Origin of the sequence: Streptomyces sp. NPDC045470, from assembly GCF_040646595.1 — a bacterium.
Taxonomy (GTDB): Bacteria; Actinomycetota; Actinomycetes; order Streptomycetales; family Streptomycetaceae; genus Streptomyces.
This window is the reverse complement of record NZ_JBEZAN010000003.1, coordinates 70634-94353: the sequence shown is the minus strand read 5'-3', so window position 1 is coordinate 94353 and position 23720 is coordinate 70634. Positions and strand designations below refer to the sequence as shown.

The 23720-nt window shown below is 73.6% G+C and carries 4 protein-coding genes; all 4 read left to right on the top strand.

Annotated features, from left to right (window positions below; all coding sequences use genetic code 11):
* Positions 1-315: 315 nt before the first annotated feature.
* From AB0A97_RS10835 to AB0A97_RS10820, 4 genes are read left to right on the top strand one after another with little or no spacing between them, the layout of a single operon-like run.
* The gene (locus AB0A97_RS10835; RefSeq protein WP_361147580.1) at positions 316-1218 is read left to right on the top strand and encodes an ACP S-malonyltransferase; all 903 of its coding nucleotides are present in this window, start codon (positions 316-318) and stop codon (positions 1216-1218) included.
* A 3-nt stretch (positions 1219-1221) separates the two neighbouring features.
* Positions 1222-1512 carry an acyl carrier protein gene (locus tag AB0A97_RS10830; RefSeq protein WP_361147577.1) on the top strand — a complete coding sequence of 97 codons (291 nt, stop codon included), beginning with the start codon at positions 1222-1224 and terminating at the stop codon, positions 1510-1512.
* On the top strand, positions 1500-3491 hold the full coding sequence (gene asnB / locus AB0A97_RS10825) for an asparagine synthase (glutamine-hydrolyzing) (protein WP_361147574.1): 1992 nt from the start codon (positions 1500-1502) through the stop codon (positions 3489-3491). Before AB0A97_RS10830 ends, asnB begins: the two co-directional genes overlap by 13 nt.
* Positions 3488-23680: an SDR family NAD(P)-dependent oxidoreductase gene (locus AB0A97_RS10820; protein WP_361147571.1), complete on the top strand. Its 20193-nt coding sequence runs from the start codon at positions 3488-3490 to the stop codon at positions 23678-23680. The genes asnB and AB0A97_RS10820 overlap by 4 nt, the downstream gene beginning before the upstream one ends.
* Positions 23681-23720: the final 40 nt, after the last annotated feature.

Here is a 23720-nt window from a genome sequence, read left to right as displayed (position 1 = left end):
ATCGTTCGGCAAGCGGAACGACAAGGAAGCGGAAAGCCGCGGCGGGATGGCCGGCAGGCGTCCGCCAGCGGCCGGACCAAGGGGCCGCAAGGGGGGTGGCACACGATGGCGCCGACCGCCCGACGGTCCGGCCGACCACCCGTCGCCGGACCCGGGCGGGCGCGTCGCACCGGACCGAAGCAACCACCTCGCGAACAGGGACGACATGCTCACAGAAGGCCACGACAGCAGCGCCGGGCGCCGCCCGGCGCACCCCGGCGCGGACCGCACCGGCTCCCCGGCCGCCCGTCGGCCCGCGACCGCCTGAGGGGTGCCGTGCGCTCAGCGATCCTCTTCCCCGGTCAGGGGGCGCAGTTCCGCGGTATGGGTGCGGACGTCTTCGGACGGTATCCCGGTCTCACCCGGTTCGCCTGCGACCTCCTGGAATACGATCTCGTCGCGCTGTGCCGCGACGACCCGGACGGACTGCTTTCGCAGACGCGGTACACCCAGCCCGCCCTCTACACCGTCAACGCGCTGCACACCTTCGAACGCACACGGCGCGAGGACCGGCCGGCCGACTGCTACCTCGGGCACAGCCTCGGCGAATACAACGCCCTTCTGGCGGCCGGCGTATTCGATTTCGAGACGGGCCTCGGACTCGTCAAGAAGCGCGGCGAACTCATGGCCGCGGCGAGCGGCGGCGGAATGACCGCCGTCCTGCACACGACCGCCTCCCGGCTGGACGAGATCCTCGCGCAGGACGGCATCGACGGCATCGACGTGGCGGGGTACAACACCGACGAGCAGATCGTCGTGGCCGGTCCCGCCGGACCGCTGGGCACCCTCCACGCAGCGCTGGAGCGCAGGAAGATCCGCTTCGCGCCGCTCCGGGTCAGCGCGCCCTTCCATTCCCGTTACATGGCGTCCGCCCGCGCCGAATTCGAGGAATACCTCCGGAAATTCACCTTCGCCGACCCGGACCCGGACGTCATCGCCAATGTCACCGGGCGGCCGTACGAAAAGGGCGCCGTCGCTGCCACGCTGAGCGCACAACTGGTCGAACCGGTGCGCTGGACGGACAGTGTCCGCCACCTCCTTTCCGTCGACCCGGAAACGGAATGCGAAGAGATCGGCGGAAAGTCACTGCTGCGCATGGTGGAAAAGATCCGGGCCGCCACCCCGCCCGCACTCCCCGACCCCCACGACTTCCCCGGCCCCCACGAACCCAGGACCTGAGGCATGGACAGAACACAGAAGATCCAGCAATTCATCGAGGAGCGCTTCCTCGTCGAGTTCGGCGGTGAGGTGACGCCCGAGACGGACCTCTTCAAGGCGGGAGTCATCGACTCCTTCGGCTACATCCAGCTCATGTCCTTCATCGAGGACGAGTTCGCCCTGCGGATCTCCGACGACGATCTCCTCGCGAACGTCTTCGTCTCGCTCGCGGACCTCGACGCCTTCGTCGCGGAGATGGCCGAAAAACGCGCCCGAGCGGGTGCCGGACAAGGAGGCGCACCGTGTGCGGACTAGCCGGCTTCATCGCCCCGGCGCTCCCGGCCGACGAGGCGCCCGGGGTCATCACCTCGATGCTGGCGCACATCCGGCACCGGGGGCCGGACGAGGCGGGGTACTACCTCGACGACGGCGTCACGATGGGCGCGGTACGCCTGTCGATCGTCGGGCTCGCCACCGGCGCGCAGCCCATGGCGGACCCCGGCGAACGGTACTGGATCTGCTTCAACGGTGAACTGTACAACCACATCGAACTGCGCGAGGAGCTGCGCCGGCTCGGCCGGCCGTTCCGCACCGACTCCGACACCGAAGTGGTGCTCCAGGCGTGGATCCAGTGGGGCGAGGCGTGCCTGCCGCGCTTCAACGGCGCCTTCGCGCTCGCGATCCGTGACGCGCACTCCGGCGACCTGGTCCTCGCCCGCGACCGGTACGGCAAGCGCCCGCTGTTCTACACCGACCACGGCGACGCCTTCCTCTTCGCGTCGGAGATGAAGGCGTTCCGCGCGTTCCCGGGCTTCGGATTCACCCTCGACCCGCGCGAGCTGGCCTCCGTCTACGCCCTGTGGACCCCGCTGCCCGACCGCACCCCGTTCCAGGGCATCCGCCAGCTACCGGTCGGCGGCGTGCTGACCGTACGCGGGGACCGCCGCAGCCTGCGCACGTACGAGGAACTGCGGGTCGACGCACCGGCGTTCACCGGGACGGAGGCCGAGGCGGCCGCCCACGTCCGGGAGGCGCTGCGCACCAGCGTCGAACTGCGCCTGCGCAGCGACGTCGAGGTCGGCGTCTACCTCAGCGGCGGCCTCGACTCCTCCATCGTCACCAAGCTGGCCACCGATCTCTCGCCGCACCAGGTGCGCACCTTCTCCGTCCAGTTCGAGGAGGCGTCGTTCGACGAGTCGGACAGCCAGCGGGTGGTGGCCGGCCACCTCGGGACCCGGCACTCCGCCATCTCCGTCTCCGGCGCGGACATCGCCGAGGGGTTCGAGTCGGCGGTGTACCACGCCGAGGTCCCCGCCTTCCGTACCGCCTTCGTGCCGATGTACCTGCTGTCGCGCCACGTACGGGACGCCGGGATCAAGGCGGTCCTCAGCGGCGAGGGGGCCGACGAGGCGTTCCTGGGGTATTCGCTGTTCCGTGAGACGCTGCTGCGCGCGTCCTGGGACGACCTGGACGAGGACGAGAGGCAGCGCAGGCTCGCGGGCCTCTACCCGGAGCTGGAGCATTTCGGCCCCGCGCACCGCACCCATCTCACGGGCCTGTTCCGCCAGTTCGCCACCGAAAGCCTGCCGGGGCTGTTCTCCCACGAACTCCGCTACCAGAACGGCCGTTTCGCCGTACGGCTCCTGAAGGAACGCGACGAACCGTTCGCGGATCTCCTCGCCATGGTGCGCGCGGACCCCGGATTCGCGGCCCTGTCGCCGGTGCAGAAGGCGCAGTGGCTCGAATACAAGACGCTGCTGGCCGGCTATCTCCTTTCGACGCAGGGGGAGCGCATGAGTCTGGCCCACAGCGTCGAGAACCGCTGTCCGTTCCTCGATCCCGCCGTCGTCCGAGCGGCCGCCTCGGTGAACCTGCGCTTCGACGACGGATTCGAGGAGAAGGCGATCCTCAAGAAGGCGTTCCGCGGTGAACTGCCGGAATCGAGCCTGACCCGCCCCAAACAGCCCTATCGCGCGCCGGGTGCCGCCGTGTTCAAGAAGCAGCGTCCCGACTATCTGGACCTGCTGCTCTCCGACGCGGAGCTGGCCAAGCTCGACTGGGTCGATCCCGTCTTCGCGAGAAAACTCGTCAACAAGATCATGACCACCCCTGACGAGCAGATCAGCACCAAAGAGGACCAGGCGTTCGTCTACCTGCTCTCGACCGCGGTCCTCCACCAGCAGTTCGTCCTCGACCGGGAAAGGTATATGGGTAACCCATCCGAAGCCGGGCTCATCTTGCGTACGACCGTGGACCACCGCCGGGCGCGGCTGAGCGCCGGAGGAACCCGATGAGCGATCCGCAGGCCCCGCACCCGGACGACGTGGCGGTCATCGGCCTCGCCCTCCGCTTTCCCGGCTCCGAGAACCTGCCGGAGCTGTTCGGCCATCTCGTCGAGGGCCGGTCGCTGATATCCGAGGTGCCGCCCGAACGCTGGTCCAAAGAGCGCTATTTCGGCGAGCCGAAGAGCGGCACCGACCGCACGAGCAGCGTCTGGGGCGGCTTCATCGAGCACGCCGACCGCTTCGACGCGTCGTTCTTCAGCATCTCGCCGCGGGAAGCCGAGAGCATGGACCCGCAGCAGCGGTTCGCGCTGGAACTCTCCTGGCAGGCGATCGAGGACGCCGGATACCGGGCGAGCGCCTTCGCGGGCACCCGGACCGGTGTCTTCATGGGCGTCTGCCACGCCGACTACGCGGAACTCATGGAGCGCGAAAAGGCGCCCACCGACGTGTACTTCCCCACCGGTACCGCGTATTCCGTCATCGCCAACCGCGTCTCGTACTTCTTCGACTTCCAGGGCCCGAGCATCACCAACGACACCGCGTGCTCCAGCTCGCTGGTCTCGGTCTACGAAGCGGTCTCCGCGCTGCGCAACGGCGAGTGCGGCCTCGCACTGGCCGGCGGCGTCAACCTGGTCTGGTCGCCGAAGCACTTCGTCGCCTTCAGCCAGGCCGGCATGCTCTCGCGCACCGGCCGCTCGCGCGCCTTCGACCAGGACGCCGACGGGTACGTACGGGGCGAGGGCGGCGCGGTCCTCGTGCTGAAGCCCCTCGCGCGGGCGGTGGCGGACGGCGACCAGGTGCACGCCGTGATCAAGGGCATCGCCACCAACCACGGCGGGCGGACCAGCTCCCTGACCGTCACCAACCCGGCCGCGCAGGCGGACCTGGTCGAAGGGCTCTACACGAGCGCCGGCATCCGCCCCGACTCGGTGACGTACATCGAGGCGCACGGGCCGGGCACCCCGGTCGGCGACCCGATCGAAGTGGTCGCGCTCAAGCGGGCGTTCCGCGCCCTGCACACCGCGTACGGCACCGAGCCGCGGCCGGAGAGCTGCGGCATCGGGTCGGTCAAGACCAACATCGGGCACCTCGAAGGCGCCGCGGGCGTCGCCGGGATGGTCAAGGTGATCGGCGCCCTCGCCTGCCGGACGCTGCCCGCGACGGTCAACTTCACGCGGCAGAACAAGCTGGTCAAGCTCGACGGCAGCCCGTTCCGCATCGTGCGCGACACCCAGCACTGGGACGCGCCGCCGCCCGCGCCCGACGGCAGCGCGGCGCCGCGCCGCGCGGGCGTCAGCTCCTTCGGCTTCGGCGGCACCAACGCGCACGTGGTGCTGGAGGAGCACCGGCCGGCGGCCGACGACGCGCCGGCCGCCGAGCCCGGCGGCCCGCACCTCGTACCACTCTCCGCGAAGACCCCCGACCGGCTGCGCGCCGTCGCCAGCGCCCTCCTCGGCCATCTGCGCGCGTCGGAGGACGGGGACGGCCCCACCGCCGGGCTGCGGCCCGTACAGCGGCTCGCCGACATCGCGTACACCCTCCAGACCGGCCGCGAACCGATGGCCGCACGCGTCGCGTTCCTCGTGAGCGACCGCGCCGAACTGGCCGCGTCCCTCGGCGCCTTCCTGGACGGCACACTCGCGGACTCCGCCGTGCACACCGGCGCCGGGACGGCGGCCGACGACGCGGCCGGGCTCCTGGAGGCCGCGACGCGCTGGGCCGAAGGCGGCCCCGACGAGGACTGGGCGGCGAAGTACGCCACGCAGGACGAGAACGCCCGCCCGCGCCGCGTACGGCTGCCCGTCTACCCGTTCGCCCGCGAACGCCACTGGTTCCGCGCCCCCACGGCGGGCAGCGCGCCGGACCCCGGGACGGGCACAGCGCTGCACCCGCTCCTCCACCGCAACACCTCCAGCCTCTCCGAACAGCGCTACACCTCCGCCTTCACGGGCGACGAGCCCTTCCTCGCCTCCCACCAGGTACGCGGCGCCCGCGTGCTGCCCGCCGCCGCGTACGTGGAGATGCTCCGTGCCGCGGTGGTGGCGGCCGTGGGACACGGCGACGGCCCGAGCCCGGCCGTCCGCCTGCGCGACATCGCGTGGCTGCGGCCGCTGATCGTGGCCGACGCCCCCGCCGAGGTGCAGGTGGGACTCTTCCCCGGGGAGGACGACGACGGCGCCGTCTCGCTCACGGTGTACACAGGTCCCTCGGCACTCGATCCGACGGCCGTCGTCCACTGCTGGGGCACCGCCGAGACGGACGCCCCCGAGGAGCCGCCGGCCCTCGACCTCGACGCGCTGCGCGCGGCCTGCCCGACCCCGCACGAGCCCGCCGACGCGTACGCCGCACTGCGTGAGCAGGGACTCCAGTACGGCCCCGCGATGCGCGGCATGACCGAACTCCGGCTGGGCGACTCGGAACTCCTCGTCCGGATCGAACAGCCGCGCTCCGGCGACGAGGGCACCGGACACGTCCTGCCGCCCAGCGTCCTGGACGCTGCCCTCCAGGCCACCCTGGTCCTGATGGCGCACACCGCGTCCGGCCCGGCCGCAGGGCCGGCGCTGCCCTTCACGCTGGACCAGGTGGACATCCACCGGCCCTGCACCTCCGGCACCTGGGCCTGGGTACGGCGCAGCGGCGACAGCGGCGGCACCGACACCTTCGACATCGACCTGTGCGACGCCGAGGGCGTCGTCGGCGCACGCCTGCGGGGACTGGTGCAGCGCGCCGCGCCGGCCGAAGACGCGTCCGCGCAGCCCGGCGCCCCGGCCGCCGGCAGCGCCGCGCCGCGTGTCGTCGCGGGCACCTGCCGCTGGGTGGACGCGCCGCCCGCCACGGACGGGCCCGGCACCACCACGGTGCACGGCTTCCTCGCGGGACGGGCCGCCGGCCACGCCGCCGCGGCCGCGGACGCCGCCGGAATCCCCGTGACCGCGCTGCCCGCCGTCACCGCCGACCGGGTCGCCGACGGCGTGGACGCCGTGCTCGGGCTCCTCGTCGGACGGCTGCGGGACGTGCTCGGCGCCAGGCCGGACCGGGCCCACCGCTTCGTCGTCCTCGTGGACGACCGGGTGCCCCGGCACTTCCACGCGCCGCTCACCGGCCTCTTCCGGACCGCCGCTCTGGAGAATCCGCTCGTCGGCGGGCGCCTGGTACGCGTCGCCGGACTCGACACCGCCACGCCCGAGCGGATCGCCCGACTCCTCGCCGAGGAGGGTGCCGACCCGTACGACGCCTGCGAACTCCGGCGCCCCGAGGACGGTGCCGCCACCCGCCAGGAGTGGCGTCCCGTGGACGTCGCGCTCGGCGACGGGCCGCGCGTGCCGCCGCTGAAGGAAGGCGGCGTCTACTGGGTGACGGGCGGCCTCGGCGGGCTCGGACAGCACCTGGCGCGGTACTTCGCGCGCTGCCCCGGCGTCACCGTCGTCCTGAGCGGCAGGACGGAACTCCCGGAAACGGGCGGCGCCACTCTCGCCGCGCTCCGCGAAGCCGGTGTGGACGCGCACTACGTGGCCGCCGACATCGCCCGCAAGGACGACGTGGAGCGCGCCGTCCGCACCATCACCGGCGAGCACGGCCGGCTCGACGGCGTCGTGCACGCCGCGGGCGTCCTGCGCGACGGGTACCTGCTGCACAAGGACACCGCCGACGTCCCCCTGGTGACGGCGCCCAAGGTACGCGGCGCGCTGCACCTCGACGCCGCGACCCGTGACCTCGCGCTCGACTTCTTCGTCGTCTTCTCCTCCGTGGCAGGCGTGTACGGGAACTCCGGGCAGGCCGACTACGCCGCGGCCAACGCCTTCCTGGACGCCTTCGCGCAGCACCGCCAGGCCCTCGTCGGCGTCGGGGAACGCTCCGGTCGCACCGCCGCCGTGAGCTGGCCCCTGTGGGCCGACGGTGGCATGACGGCCGACGCCGTGACGCGCGCGACGATGCGGGCGGAACGCGGCTGGGAACCCCTGCCGACCGAGGACGGGCTGCGTGTCCTGGGCCGCGTCCTGGACGACGACGCCCCCGGCCATGTCGTCGTGGCCTTCGGGGCGGACGCCACCGTCGGCCTTGAGCGCCGCCTGCCCGCCGCCGGTGCGGTGCCGGGCACGTCCGGCTCGTCCGGGGGGTCCGGCACGTCCGGTGAGCCCGCGACCGCTCCTGAGCTGGGCGACGGTGAACTTCTGGAGCGTGCGGCCGACCTGCTCAAGCACCACCTGGGCGAGGTGCTGCACCACGATCCGGCCGCGATGGACGCGTCGGTCAACCTCGTCGAGTACGGGATCGACTCGCTCAGCATCCTGGAGATGACCGCGCGCCTCGAAGCGCTCTTCGGCCAGCTACCGAAAACGATCTTCTTCGAGTACCTCACGATCGAAGGGGTCGCCGAGTACTTCGCCGGAACGCACCGCGACAAGCTGCTGGCCGTACTGGGAGCGGCGGAGGGGCCGGAGGGCGGCGACGACACGCAAGCGACACCGGCCGGCGAACCGCCCGCCCCGCGAGCACGGTTCGCCCGTACGGCCCGAGCGCGTACCGCACCGGCCCGTACCGGCCCCGCCCGGCCCGCCGCACCCGCGCGCGACGCCCGCGACGACGGTGATGACCGCGACGACCGCCACGACCGCCACGACATCGCCGTCATCGGCATCTCGGGCACCTACCCGGGCGCGGACACGCTCGACGAGCTGTGGACGCTCCTCGAAGAAGGCCGCCACACCTTCGAAGAGGTCCCGCGCGACCGCTGGGACCACGACGCGATCTACAGCCCCGACCGCGGCGTCCCCGGCAAGAGCGCCATCCGCACCGGCACCTTCCTCCGCGACATCGACCGGTTCGACCCGCGCTACTTCCGCATCTCCAAGCGCGACGCGGAACTGATGTCCCCGGAGGTGCGCCTCTTCCTCCAGACCGGCGTGGAAGCCCTGGAGGACGCCGGGTACTCCCGCGAGACCCTCCAACGGCAGTACGACGGCGACGTGGGCGTGCTCGTCGGCGCCATGAGCAACCACTACGGGCTGCACGGCTTCCAGAACAGCCTGCTGCGCGGCTCACCCGCCAGCGGCAGCTACACCGGGACGCTGCCCAACATGCTGTCGTACTTCTACGGGTTCACCGGCCCGTCGATCTTCCTCGACACGATGTGCTCCGGCTCGTCCACCTGCGTGCACCAGGCCGTCCAGATGCTGCGCGCCGGCGAGTGCCGGATGGCCGTGGCCGGCGGCGTCAACCTGCTCCTGCACCCCTACAACCTCGTCACCTCCTCGCACGAGCACTTCACCACCGCCACCTCCGACGTGATCCGCAGCTTCGGGCTCGGCGCGGACGGCACGATCCTCGGCGAGGGCGTCGGCGCCGTCGTCCTCAAACCGCTCGTCGACGCCGAACGCGACGGCGACCACGTGTACGGCGTCATCAAGGGCACCGCCCTGTCCAACGCGGGCGCCCGCAACGGCTTCACCGTCCCCAGCCCGCACGCCCAGGCCCGCGCGATCGACAAGGCGGTCCAGGACGCGGGGATCGACGCCCGCACGGTCAGCTACGTCGAAGGGCACGGCTCGGGGACGTCGCTCGGCGACCCCATCGAGGTCAAGGCGCTGACCACCGCCTTCCGCAAGCACACGGAGGACTCCGGGTTCTGCGCCCTCGGCTCGGTCAAGTCCAACATGGGGCATCTGCTGCACGCGGCCGGCATGGTCGGCCTGGCGAAGGTCCTCCTCCAGCTTGACAAGCGCACCCTCGTCCCGTCCCTGCACAGCGCGGAACTCAATCCCGACATCGACTTCTCCGGCACGCCCTTCCGCGTACAGCGCGAACTCGCCCCCTGGGAACCGGCGGTCACCGAGGACGGCGGACGCACCGTCGTCCACCCGCGGCGCGCCGGGCTCACCTCCATCGGCGCGGGCGGCATGAACTCGCACATCATCATCGAGGAGTACGTCCCGGACGCCGCCGCGCGCCCGTACGCCGCCACCGACGGCCGCGACGAACTCTTCGTCTTCTCCGCGATGACCGACACCGCGCTGGAGTCGTCCCTCGTCCGCTTCCGCACGTATCTGGAACAGGCCGACCCGGCCGACCTGCCGTCGATCGCCCACACCTTGCGCGTCGGCAAGAACGAACTGCCCCGCCGCTGGGCCTTCTTCGCCAAGGACGTCCAAGAAGCCCTGCGGGCCGTCGAACGCCGGCTCGCGGGGGAGGACGACCTCGACGCGGCCCTGGCGAGCGACGATCCGCGTGCCGCTGAGGCCCGCGAACTGGCCGTGACCTGGACCAGCGGCAAGAGCGTCGACTGGGCCCGGCTGACCGGACCGCGCCGGCTGCGGCGGGTCCCGCTGCCCGCCTACCCGTTCGAGCGGGTGCGGTGCTGGGTGCCGCAGGAGGACGGCGCGCCGTCCGTCCTCGCGCCGCTCGCCCTGCGCGACAAGCTCCACCCGTTCCTCGGCCGCAACGAGTCCGACCTCGACGGCCTGCGGTACGGCCTCGACGTGCACCTGGACGACCTCGGCGACTACGGCTACCAGCAGGACAAGGAACCCCGCGTCGTCCCCACCTTCGCCGTCGACCTGGCGCTCGCCGCGGCGAAGGTCTCCGGTTTCACGGCCGACCCCGTGGTGCGCGGCCTGCGGCTGCCCGCCCCGGTCGCCTGGGACACCACCGAGCGGCTGGTCACGACGGTGATCGAGCCCGCGGGCGAAGGCGCGGCGACCGGCGCGGTGTTCGCGCAGGGCGCGTCGGGCCCCCGTACGCTCGTCGCCGCCTTCGAGGTGTACGACGCGCACGAGGCGGGCCCGAACGCCCGGCGCTCCGAGCGCGGTACGTCCCCCGCCGGCCTGCGCGACAGCGCGGTCCGCGCGCTCGGGGCCGACGAGGTCCGGGCGGAGCTCGCCGAGGGCGGAATCGTCCACCCGGCGCTGCTCTCCGGGGTCGCGGGCGCGTACTGGCTGCCCGACGGACGGCTCGTCCTGGACGTCACCGTGCCGGAACTGCGGCGCGACACCGTACGGCGCAACGTCACCATCGCCCCGCACGTCCTCGCGGCCGTCGCCCAGGGCCTGCGGCTGGACGCGAAGCACCGCGGCCTGCCGCACTGGCGGGAGACACGGCCGCACCGGATCGCGGAAGTGCGCGTCTTCGGCGCGGCGGATGACGGCGAGGTGGCGCACGTCGTCCTCGTGCCGGACCCCGCGTCCGCCGGTGACCGGCCGTTCCAGGGCACCGTCCGGCTGCTGGACGGCAGCGGCGAGGTGCTTGCGGAGTGCGGGGGAGTCGGGTGCGACGACGACGGCGTACGTGACGACGTGCCGCACGAACCACGCGAGCGGCAGCGCGTCGCGCGCCCGCAACCCGTGGCCCCCGGCGACGGCCTCACCGCGTTCGCCGTCGCCGAGCTGCGGACCCTGGCGTCCGGCATCCTCAAGTACGAGCCCGCCGAACTCGACGCCCACACCGGCTTCGACGCCTTCGGCTTCGACTCGATCTCCTTCGTCACCTTCGCCCGGCTCATCGGGGAACGGTTCGGCGCCGAGGTGACGCCCGCCGCGTTCTTCGACGTGAACACCTTCGACGCGCTGGCCCGGCACCTCGTCGCGGAGTACGGGGAGCCCGTGCGGGCCGCGTACGAGCGGTCGGGGAGCGCGGGCGCGGGGGCCGCCCCGGCGGCCACCGCCACCCCTGAGCCGACGGCCTCCGCACGCACCGCACCGGCCCCCGCGGCCGTACCGGCCCCCGCCCCCGCGCCACCGGCGGACCCGGCACAGCCCATCGCCGTCGTCGGCGCCGCGGGCCGCTTCCCCGGCGCGCCCGACCTCGACACCTACTGGGCCAACCTCGTCGCGGGCCGGGACTCGGTCACCGCCTTCCCCCTGGACCGCTACGACGCGACGTACCGGCGCGTCGCCGAGGCCGCCGACTTCCCCCGGCACGCCGGTGTCCTGGACGACGTGGACGCCTTCGACGCGGAGTTCTTCCGCGTCTACCCGCGCGAGGCGGAGCTGATGGACCCGCAGCACCGCCTCGCCCTCGAAACGGTCTGGAGCGCGCTGGAGGACAGCGGGTACACGCCCGCCGACCTGCCCCGGAACACCGGCCTGTTCCTCGGTGTCTCGGGTACCGACTACGCGACGCTGCTCACGACGTACGGGGTGGAGCCGGACGCGTTCACCTCGACCGGCAACGCGCACTCGATGCTCGCCAACCGCATCTCGTACGTGCTGGACCTGCGCGGTCCCAGCGAGCCGGTCGACACCGCCTGCTCCAGCTCGCTGGTCGCCGTCCACCGGGCCGTCGAGGCCATCCGGTCGGGCGCGTGCGAGGCGGCCGTGGCCGGCGGCGTCAACCTGCTGCTCAGCGTGGACACCTTCGTCAGCGCGCACCGCGCCGGGATGCTGAGCCCGGACGGCCGGTGCAAGACCTTCGCGAGCGACGCGGACGGGTACGTGCGCGGCGAGGGCGTCGGTGCCGTGGTGCTCAAGCCGCTGGCCGCGGCCGAACGGGACGGGGACGCGATCCTCGCCGTGCTGCGCGGCAGCGCGGAGAACCACGGCGGCCGGGCCAACTCGCTGACCGCGCCGAACGCCGACGCCCAGGCCGAACTGGTCACCACGGCGATGCGCGGCACCGACCCCGACACGGTCGGCTACATCGAGGCGCACGGCACGGGCACCGCACTGGGCGACCCCGTCGAGGTACGGGCCTTGCACACCGCGTTCCGCCGGCTCGGCGCCACCGGCCGGGCCGCCTGCGGACTCGGGTCGGTCAAGACGAACATCGGGCACCTGGAGGCGGCCGCCGGCATCGCGGGGCTCCTGAAGGTCGTCCTCGCCCTGCGGCACGGCGTCCTTCCGGCGACGCTGCACTGCCGCGAGATCAACCCGTACATCGAACTCGACGGCGGCCCGTTCCGGATCGTGCGCGAGAACGAGCCGTGGCCGCGCCCGCGCACGGCGGACGGCCGGTCCGCGCCCCGGCGCGCGGGCGTGAGCAGCTTCGGCTTCGGCGGCGCCAACTGCCATGTCGTGGTGGAGGAATACGTGCAGGACGATGCCGGTACCGAGGCCCCGGAGGCCAGCGAGACAGTGGACGCCACCGACACCACCGATAACACTGACGTGATCGTGCCCCTCTCGGCACGGACGCCGCAGCAGCTGACCGAGGCGGCGGGAAACCTCCTCGCGTACCTCGAAGGCCCCGAGCCGGCCGCCCTCCGTTCGGTCGCCTGGACCCTCCAGGCGGGACGCCAGGCGATGGCCGAGCGGGTGGGCTGGGTGGTCCGCTCGCGCGCGGAACTCATCGGCAAGCTGCGCGCGTTCGTCACCGGCGGAGAACGGCCGGAGGGCGAGGCGGCCCGCAGTCAGGTGCTGGCGCGCTGGACCGAGGGGGCGGCCGTCGACTGGCGCGCGCTGTACGGGCCGCGCGTACCGAAGCGGGCCCACCTGCCCACGTACCCGTTCGCCCGCGGGCGCTACTGGATTCCCGGCACGCGCGCCGAGGACGCACCCGAGGACGCACCCGAGGCCGCATCCGAAAGCGCGGCCGACCACAGTCCGGCGATCGGTACGACACTGCTGACGCCGCGGTGGACCCCACGGCCCGTGCCGCCGAGCACCGACGCCGGCAGCACCGCCGACCACCGCGTCGTGATCCTGTGCGGCGCGCTCACCTCCGCGCGCGGAGCGGTCGAGCGCAGCGTGCCCGGTGTGCGCTGCTTGACCGTCGAGTCGGCCAAGCAGCGCTTGGACAGCCGCTTCAGGGACGTGTCACAGCAGGTCTTCGAGAGGGTCCGGGACGTCGCCGCCGACGCGCCCGGCGGCAGCACCACCCTCGTCCAGGTCGTGACACCGGCGGACGGCGACGAGGCGGTCACCCTGGCTCTCGCCGGGCTGCTCCGCACCGCCTCACTCGAATGTGCCTCTCTGACAGCCCAGTTGATCGCCTTCCAGGGCGCCCGAACGGAGGACGCCGTGGCCGCCGCCGTCGTGGCGGACGCCCGCGACACGGACGCCGACCTGATTCGCCACGAGGGCGCCGAGCGTTCCGTACGTGCCTGGCACCCGGCAGCGCCCCCGGCGGACGCCGCGGACCTGCCGTGGCGCGCGGGCGGCGGATACCTGATCACCGGCGGCGCGGGCGGTATCGGCGCGGCCGTGGCCCGCCGCATCGCACGGGACGTCGAACGTCCGGTGCTGGTCCTCGTCGGCAGGTCGCCGCAGGACGCCCGTATCGAAGCGCTCCTGGGCGAACTGCGCGCCACGGGTGCCGTCGCCCGCTACGAGTGCGCGGACGTCTCGCGCTGGGAGGAGGTACGCCACCTCCTCGTCCGGGTCCGGGAGCACGCCGGTGAACTCTCCGGGGTCGTGCACGCCGCCGGCGTCCTGCGCGACGCCTCGCTCACCGGCAAGACGGCCGAGGACTGGGCGGAGGTGCTCGCGCCGAAGACCGACGGTCTGGTCCATCTCGACCGGGCCACCCGGCACGACCCGCTCGACTTCTTCCTCACCTTCTCCTCGGGCGCCGCGATCACCGGCAACCCGGGCCAGGCGGACTACGCCACGGCCAACGCCTTCCTCGACGCGTTCGCCGCGCTCCGCAACGCGCGGGTCGCGGTGGGGGAGCGGGCCGGCCGCACCCTCTCGGTCGCCTGGCCGCTGTGGAAGGACGGCGGGATGACCGTCGACGCGGGCGCGCTCGCCCGGCTGTGGCGCAGCCGTGGCCTGGCGCCGATGGAGACGGCCGACGGGCTCGCGGCGCTCACCCGCGCCTGGCGGCTGGGCGCGGAGCAGGTGTGGGTGTACCACGGTGACGCGGCACGGGTGCCGGAGGCTTCGGGCCGTACCGCCGCCGCGCAGGCGCCGGTACGGGCGGCCGGAGCGGCAGCGGCCCCGGCGGACGGGCGCCTCGCGCGCGAAACCCTGCGCCTGCTGGTCGCGCTCTTCGCCCGGGTCACCAAACTCCCCGCGCGGGCCGTGGACGCCGACGGGGAACTGGGCGCGGCGGGCCTCGACTCGATCCTGATCGTCCAGTTGAACAAGGAGCTGGCCGCCGTGTTCGCGGACGTACCGACGACGCTCTTCTACGAGTTCCCGACCCTGCGCGCGATCGCCGGTCACCTGGCGGCCGAGCACCCGGAGGCGGCGCGTGCCTGGACCGGTGAGCCGGCGACGGCTGCCCCGGCGCCGCCCTCCGGTGCGGCGGCGGACCGTACACCCGCGCCGAACGCCGCTCCCGCGCTCCGCTCCGCCGCCCCCGCGCCGTACGCCGCCCCCGCGGAGCGCGAACCCATCGCGATCATCGGTCTCAGCGGCCGCTACCCGCAGGCCGCCGACCCCGCCGCGTTCTGGGAGAACCTGAAGGCCGGGCGGGACTGCGTCGGCGAGATACCCGCCGACCGCTGGCCGCTGGACGGCTTCTTCGAGCCGGACCGTGAGAAGGCGGTCGCCACCGGACGCAGCTACAGCAAGTGGGGCGGCTTCCTGGACGACTTCGCCGCGTTCGACCCGCTGCACTTCCGGATCGCGCCGCGGGACGCCTACGCCATGGACCCGCAGGAGCGGCTGTTCCTCCAGGCGGCGTGGCAGGTGTTCGAGGACGCCGGGTACTCCCGCGAGGAGATCGCGCGCCGGCACGGCAAGCGCGTCGGCGTGTTCGCCGGAGTCACCAAGACCGGCCACGGACGGCACGGCGCCGGGCGCCTCCCCTCGGGGGAGACCGTCGTCCCCGCGCTGTCCTTCGCCTCGCTCAGCGCCCGTACGTCGTACGTCCTGGACCTGTGCGGGCCGAGCCTGACCATCGACACGATGTGCTCGGCCTCGCTCACCGCGGTCCACGAGGCGTGCGAACACCTCTACCGGGGCGCCTGCGAGATGGCCGTCGCCGGTGGCGTGAACCTGTACCTCCACCCGCTCGACTACGTCGAACTCTGCCGCTCCACGATGCTGTCCACGGACGCCCGCTGCCGCAGCTTCGGCAGCGGCGGCGACGGCTTCGTCCCGGGCGAAGGCGTCGGCTGTGTCCTGCTCAAGCCGCTCTCGCGCGCCCTCGCCGACGGCGATCACATCCGCGCGGTCGTCCGGGGCACCAGCATCAACCACGGCGGACGGTCCAACGGCTACACGGTGCCCAGTCCCCGGGCCCAGGCGGAACTGCTGCGCGACGCCCTGGCGCGCGCCGGTGTCGCGGCGCGCGACGTGAGCTGCGTCGAGGCGCACGGCACCGGTACGGAACTGGGCGACCCGATCGAGATCAAGGGCCTGACCAGTGCCTTCGAACAGGACACGGCGGACCGGCAGTTCTGCGCGATCGGCTCGGTGAAGTCGGCGATCGGCCACCTGGAGGCCGCGGCGGGCATCGCCGGGCTCACCAAGGCCGTGCTCCAGCTCCAGCACCGGCAGCTCGTCCCGAGCCTGCACGCCGAAGAACCCAACCCGAACATCGCCTTCGAGAAGACACCGTTCTTCGTACAGCGCGAGCTGACACCGTGGGAGACGGACGGGGGCCCGCGGATCGCCGCGGTCTCCTCGTTCGGCGCGGGCGGCTCGAACGCCCACGTCATCCTGGAGGAGTTCGGCGAGCGGTACGGCGCCGGTCCCGCGCCGAGCACGGCGGCCGGCCGCGACCAGCTCTTCGTGCTGTCGGCCCGTACCCCCGAGCACCTGCGCCGCTCCGCCGAACGCCTGGCGGCCCACCTCGGCAGCGACAGCGGTACGGACACCGACCCGGCCGCCCTCGCCTTCACCCTCCAGACGGGGCGCGAGGCCATGACCGAACGCCTCGCGGTGGTCGCGGCCTCGGCACGGGACCTGCGCAGCGCCCTGCTCGCCCACCTCGACGGCGCGGACACGGTGCCGGGCGTCCACCGGGGCACCGCCGGGAGCGCACAAGGCGCCTTCGCGGAGCTGGCTGCCGACGACGACCTCCAGGAACTGCTGGTCGAACGCTGGGTACGGGCCGGGAAGCTGGACCGGCTGGCCGCGCTCTGGACCGGCGGGGTGCCGCTCGACTGGCGCGTACTGCACGGGGCGGAGACCCCCCGGCGGATCGCGCTGCCGACGTACCCGTTCACGCGCGACCGTTACTGGATCGCGGATCTCGACCCGGTGCGCGAGGAGGCCGCGGGAGGCGGACGGTCCGACGGGCCGCCGTCGGCCACCGAGCCGGTGACCGCTGAACCCTCGGTGCCGGTGGAACCCTCCAGGCACCTGGAACCCTTGGAGCGCCTGGACGAGCGGGTCGCCCGCGTGGTGCGGGACAAGCTGGCGCGGGCCCTCGCCATGGGCGAGGACGAGATCGACGGCGCGCTCGCCTTCGCCGACTACGGCGTCGACTCCATCCTCGGTGTCCGTCTCGTCCACGAACTCAACGAAGCGCTCGCCCTCGACCTGTCGACGAGCGTCATCTACGACCACAGCTCGGCCGACCGCCTCACCGCGCATCTGCTGACCGACCACCGGGACGCCATCACGTTCACCGACACGCCGGAACAGGCCGCCACCGCTCCTGTACCCGTCACCGAGCCCGCATCCGTCCCCGCACCCGCCGCCGGGACGCGGCCCCGGCCCGGCCGTTCCGCGTCCGCCGGCCCCCGGCCGCCCATCGCCGTCGTCGGCATGAGCGGACGCTTCGCCGGCTCCGACACGCTGGACGACCTCTGGGAGCACCTGGTCGACGGCGACGAACTCGTCACCGAGGCCACCCGCTGGGACCTGTCCGGCCCCGACCCCGCCGACGCGGCGCGCCGCTGCACCCGGGGCGGCTTCCTCGACCGTATCGACGCGTTCGACCCGCTGTTCTTCAACATCTCGGGCGTCGAGGCCGCCACCATGGACCCGCAGCAGCGGCTCCTGCTGGAGGAGTCGTGGAAGGCCCTGGAGGACGCCGGCTACGCGGGCCGGCAGCTGAGCGAACGCCGCTGCGGCGTCTACGTCGGCTGCTGGAACGGCGACTACGCCGAGCTGATCGGCGCCGACGCCCCCGCCCAGGCGTTCTGGGGCAACACCGCCTCCTTCATCCCCAGCCGGGTCTCGTACTTCCTCAACCTCAAGGGCCCGGCCGTCGCCGTCGACACGTCGTGCTCCAGCTCGCTCGTCGCCCTCGACCTCGCCTGCAAGGACCTCTGGTCCGGTGAGACGGAAATGGCTCTGGCGGGCGGCGTCTTCGTCCAGTCCACACCGCGTCTGTACGAGCTGGCCGGGCGCGCCAACATGCTCTCGCCGACCGGGCGCTGCCACACCTTCGACCACCGCGCGGACGGCTTCGTGCCGGGCGAGGGCGTCGGGGTGCTGGTCCTCAAGCGGCTCGACGACGCGCTCGCCGACGGTGACCACGTGCACGGCGTGATCCGCGGCTGCGGCACCAACCACGACGGCGCGACCAACGGCATCACCGCCCCGAGTTCCGTCTCGCAGGAGAGCCTGCTGCGCGAGGTGTGCGACAGCTTCGGTGTCGACGCCGGGCACATCCAGCTCGTCGAGGCGCACGGCACCGGCACCAAGCTCGGTGACCCCATCGAGTTCGGCGCGCTGACCCGGGCGTTCCGGGCGAGCACCGACAAGACCGGTTACTGCGCGCTCGGTTCGCTCAAGACCAACCTCGGGCACACCCAGTTCGCGGCGGGCGTGGCCGGCGTACTGAAGGTCCTGCTCGCGCTGCGGCACCGGCAGATCCCCGCCTCGCTCCACTTCGAGAAGGCGAACGAGGCCGTACCGCTGGACGGCAGCCCCTTCTACCTCAGCACCCGCACCCACGCGTGGCAGGCGCTGCCCGGCGTCCCGCGCCTCGGCGCCGTCAGCTCCTTCGGCGCCAGCGGCACCAACGCCCACGTCCTCGTCGAGGAGGCACCGCCGGTGCCGCGCTCCCGGCCCCGCCCGCGGACCCCGGGCCACCTCGTGGTGCTGTCCGCGCACTCCCGTGAGCAACTGGCCGAGCAGGTGACGCGCCTGGCGGCGCACTGCCGCCGCGAGCCGTCGCCGGACTGCGGCGACCTCGCCCACACGCTCGTCGTCGGCCGGGAGCACTTCGCGCACCGCTTCGCCTGTGTCGTACGGGACGGTGCCGAACTGCTGCGGATCCTGGACGAAGGGCTCGACGGGCCGCACGCGTTCACGGGCGGCCCGGGTGCTTCCGACGGCGGCACGGCGAGCCTCGGCAGCAGCACCGAGGGCGCGTCGGACCGTACGGGCGCGGATACCCTGGCCGGCCTGAAGTCCCTCGCCGAGCGCTACGTACGGGGCCACGACCTCGACCACGGTGCGCTGTTCACCCCCGGCGCCTACCTGCGCGTGCCCCTGCCGACGTACCCGTTCGCCAAGGAGAGCCACTGGGCGACGGACACACCGCCCGCCCGGACCGAAGCGTTCCGGCCCGCGCCGGCACGACCGGCCGTTGCACGGCCCGCAGCGCCCGCGCCGCGTTCCCTCACCGCCGTCGCGCCGTCGCCCGTGCCCGGCACGGCCGGCGCGGTGCGCACCGTAACGGTCCTGACCGGCGAGGAACCGATCCTCCGCGACCACTCGGTGGGCGGCCGACGGATCCTGCCGGGCGTCGCCCACCTGGAGATGGCCCGCGAGACGGCCCGGCACGCCCTGGGCGCCGACGCCACCACACCGCTGCGCATACGGGACATCACCTGGGTCCAGCCGCTCGTCGCCGACGGCACGCCCACCCAGGTCGAAGTCCTCGTCAGCCCGGTGGACGAGCACACCGTCTCCTTCCGCGTCACCTCCGGGACCGCCGACCCCGCCGTCTGCTCCGAAGGGCGCGTCAGCCGCTCCGACACACCGCGCCCGCCCCGTACCGACCTCGCCGCGCTCCGCGCGCTCTGCCCGACGCCGGTGACCCCCGAGCGCATCAGCGCGGCGCTGGTGGCGATGGGCATCACCCACGGCCCGTCGCTGCGCGCGGTCCGCGCGGCGTACGCGGGCGACGGCGTGGTCCTCGCCGAACTGCGCATGCCCGACACCGCCGACCGGCCCGCCACGCCGTACGTCCTGCACCCGGCGCTGATGGACTCGGCCGTACAGGCGTCGATCGCCCTGCAACTGGCCGGGGGAGAGGCGTCCCGCGAGACGGTGGTGCCGTTCGCACTGGAGCGGCTGGAACTCTTCGCGCCCTGCACGGACTCCATGTGGGCCGTCGTCCGCGTCGCCGACGACGGCGCGGCGAGCGCCCTCAGCAAGCTCGACATCGACCTGCTCGACACCGACGGGGCGGTGTGCGTCCGGATGACCGGCTACACCTCGCGCCGGGTGAAGGAGCCGCTGCCGTCCCTGTTCGCGCCCGTGTGGGAGCCGCTGCCGGGCACCGGGACGGACGGCGGTGAGCAGGCGGCCGTCCCGTCCCGCACCGACCGGGTCCTGGTCGTCGGCGGTACGGCCGCCGAGCGTGCCGCGGTCGCCGTCCGGCACCCGCGCGCCACGGCCTGGCCGCTGGCCCCGTCCGCGCCGCTCGACGAGGTCACCGCGTTCCTCGCCGCCGCCGGGCCCGTCGACCACCTCCTGTGGCTCGCCCCCGGCACCGCGCCCGCACTCACCGACGCGGCCGCCGTGGTGGCCGCCCAGGAGGACGGCGTCGTCGCGGCCTTCCGCATGATCAAGGCCCTGCTCCGCACCGACCACGACGCCCGCCCGCTCGGCATCACCCTCGTCACCCGGCGCGGCCTGGCCACCCACACGGCCGAGGACATCCGCCCGGCCCACGCGGGCCTGCACGGCCTGTTCGGCTCGCTCGGCCGCGAGTACACCAACTGGACGGTCCGGCGCGTCGACCTCGACGAACCCTCCGGCGCCCCGGAGGAGGCGCCGGACACCTGGCTCGCCGCCGTCGCGGCGCTCCCGGCCCACTCCCAGGGCGACACCTGGGCACGGCGCGCCGGCCAGTGGCTCGTCCGCCGCTGGGCCCCGTGCGACGCCGGTCCCGCGCCGGCCGCCCCGTACCGCGAAGGCGGTGTGTACGTCGTGATCGGCGGCGCCGGGGGCGTGGGCACCGCGTGGACCCAGCACCTGGTCGAACGGTACGGCGCCCACGTCATCTGGATCGGCCGCAGCCCGCACGACGCGTCGGTGGACGCCAAACTGCGGACCGTCAGCGGCCGCGGCGACGTGCGGTACCTCTCCGCCGACGCCGCCGACCCGGCGGCGCTGCGCCGGGCCCACGCCGAGATCAAGGCCCGGCACCCGCACATCCACGGCGTCGTGCAGGCGGCCCTCGTCCTGCGTGACCAGAGCTTCGCCAAGATGGACGAGACCGCCCTGCGGACGAGCCTGGCCGCCAAGGTCGGCGTCAGCGCGGCCATGGCCGAGGTGTTCGACGGCGAGCCCCTGGACTTCGCGGTGTTCTTCTCCTCGGTCCAGTCCTTCACGACCGCGGCGGGTCAGGGCAACTACGCGGCCGGCTGTACCTTCGCCGACGCCTACGCCCACCAGCTGTCCCGGCAGTGGACCTGCCCGGTCAAGGTGCTGAACTGGGGCTGGTGGGGCAGCCTGGGCAGCGCGTCCTCCGACTACCACCGGCGGCGCATGACCGGCTGGGGCTTCGCCTCGATCGAACCGCCCGAGGCCATGGACGCGCTCGGCACCCTCCTCGGCGGCCCGCAGCCGCAGATCAGCTTCACCAAGCTGACCCGGCCCGACGCCCTGGAAGCCGTCGACCCCACCCTCCGCACCACGGTCTACGGACGGTCCCCGGCGGCCCGCGTGACCGTCGGCGCGGCGGACGACCTGGCGGGAGACGCCGCGAACCTGCGCGCGGTGGCCGACTGGCGGCGCACCGCACGCGACCCGATGCTCGGCCGTATGCTCCGCGGCCACCTCGAAGCGCTCGGCGCCGTCGGCCCGGACACCCCGGCCCCCGGCGAGATCACCCGCGACGACGCCCGCCGGATCGGCCGGCAGGCCGGCCTCCTCGACCGCTACACGACCTGGCTCGAACACGCCCTGCGCGTCCTGCCCGACACCGCCCCGCCGCTCGCCACGCTCTTCCGCGAGTGGGACGACCGCCGCGCCGCCTGGTCCGCCGACCCCGACAAGAAGGCCGAACTGGAACTGGTCGACGCCACCCTGCGGGCCCTGCCCGACATCCTGACCGGCCGGACCCGCCCCACCGACATCCTCTTCCCGCGCGGCTCCGTCGAACTGGTCGAGGGCTGCTACCGCGACAACCGGGTCGCCGACACCTACAACCGCGCACTGGCCGGCGCCGCCGTGGACATCGTCGCGCAACGGCTGCGCCAGGACCCGGGCGCGCGCCTGCGCATCCTGGAGATCGGCGCGGGCACCGGCGGTACGAGCGTGGGCCTGTTCGCCGCGCTGCGCCCGTACCGGGACCACATCGAGACCTACACCTACACCGACCTGTCCAAGGCGTTCCTCAACCACGCACGGACCGCCTACGGACCCGACGCGCCCTACCTCTCCTGCACCCGCTTCGACGCCGAACAGCCGCTGTCCGGACAGGGCATCGACGCCGGCAGCTACGACCTGGTCGTCGCCGCCAACGTGCTGCACGCCACCCGCGACACCCGCAACACCCTGCGCAACGCCAAGGCCGCCCTGCGCGACGGCGGCTGGCTCCTGCTGAACGAACTGGTGGCGTTCGACGTCTTCAGCCACCTCACGTTCGGCCTGCTGGAAGGCTGGTGGCTGTTCGAGGACGCCCCGCTGCGCATCCCCGGATCGCCCGCGCTGTCGCCCGAGAGCTGGCGCGACGTGCTCCACAGCGAGGGTTTCCCGGAGGTCGTCTTCGTCCTGCCGCAGGCCCGGGAGCTGGGACAGCAGATCATCGCCGCGGAGAGCGACGGGATCGCCCGGCAGCGGGTGGTGGGGGGTGATCGTCGGTCGGTGGCTCCGGTGGCTCCGGTGGCTCCGGTGGCTCCGGTGACTGAGGTGACGGAGGTGACGGAGGTGGCTCGTACGGTGGACCGGGCCGTGCCCGAGCCCGAGTTCGTCCGTACGGAACCCGTCCGTACAGAGCCGGCCCTCCCCGCCGCGCCGGCCCCCGCCCCTGCTGCCCCCACCGAGGCCGACCGCGCCGCGGCCCTGGCCGCCTACCTCCGCGACAAGGCCGCCGAGACCCTCGGGGTGCCCGCGGAGCGCATCGACGCCGCCCAGCCGCTCAGCACGTACGGCATGGACTCGATCCTCGTCCTGCAACTGACCAACGCACTCCGCGAGGATCTCGGCGAGGTCTCCTCCACGCTGCTGTTCGACGCCGAGTCCGTGGACCAGTTGTGCGCCCACTTCCTCACCGCCTCGGCCGACCGCGTGGACGCGCTGGTCGCCGGGCTGCGGCCGGAACCGGCGGCGGAGGACCCGGCCACCGCGCCCGCGCCCGTCACCGCGCCCGCCCCCGCCGAACCGCCGGCCGCCGCCCGGGAAGCGGCTTCCGCCGCGCATTCCGTCAGCGCCCTCTTCCAGGCGGCCTCGCGTGCCGGCAACCTCCAGCAGGGCAGTGAACTGCTGACCGCGGCGGCCCGGCTCCGGCCGCGGTTCACCTCCGCCGAGACCGGCCACGAGCCGGAGATCCTGCGGCTGGCGGACGGCGCGGAGCGGCCCGCGCTGGTCTGCCTGCCGTCCCTGATCGCCCCCACGGGCCCGTACCAGTACGTCAAGTTCGCCGCCGCACTCCGCGGCCGGCGCGAGGTGTGGACCGCCGGGCAGCCCGGCTACGGGACCGGTGACGCGCTGCCGCAGACCCTGGCGCACGCAGCGGCAGCACAGGCCGACGCCCTGCTCCGGCGGTTCGCGGGACGGCAGTTCGCCCTCGCCGCGTACTCCTCCGGGGCCTGGCCGGCCCACGAGGTCGTACGGCGCCTGGAGGCGGCGGGCGCCCCGCCGGCCGCACTGGTCCTGCTCGACTCGCCCGGCTCGACCGGCGGCGCGGACCCGACCGGCGAGTCCCTGTGCCACCGGATGGCCGGGATCTCGCGCCTGCTGCTCGACCGGTTCCCCCAACTGCCGCTGGACGGCGACCAGCTCACCGCGATGGCCTGGTACGCGGAGCTGCTGGACGGCTGGCGGCCGGGCCCGGTGACGACACCGACCCTCTTCGTGGCCGCGCGGACCCCCGTGGACCAACTGCTCGGAGACGGCCGCAGGCCCGCCTGGCTGCTGGAACACGCCCGCGTGGAGGTGGCCGGCGACCACTTCTCGATGCTCGACGAGCACGCGGAGACGACCGCGCTCGCCGTTCACCAGTGGCTCACCACGCACCTGCGATGACACCGCACGGCACGCCGGGCCGGCCCTGCGCCCAGGGCCG

Bases quoted from the DNA above. Each gene is read 5' to 3' on its own strand.
- AB0A97_RS10830 (WP_361147577.1), top strand. From the start codon at position 1,222: ATGGACAGAACACAGAAGATCCAGCAATTCATCGAGGAGCGCTTCCTC.
- AB0A97_RS10820 (WP_361147571.1), top strand. From the start codon at position 3,488: ATGAGCGATCCGCAGGCCCCGCACCCGGACGACGTGGCGGTCATCGGC.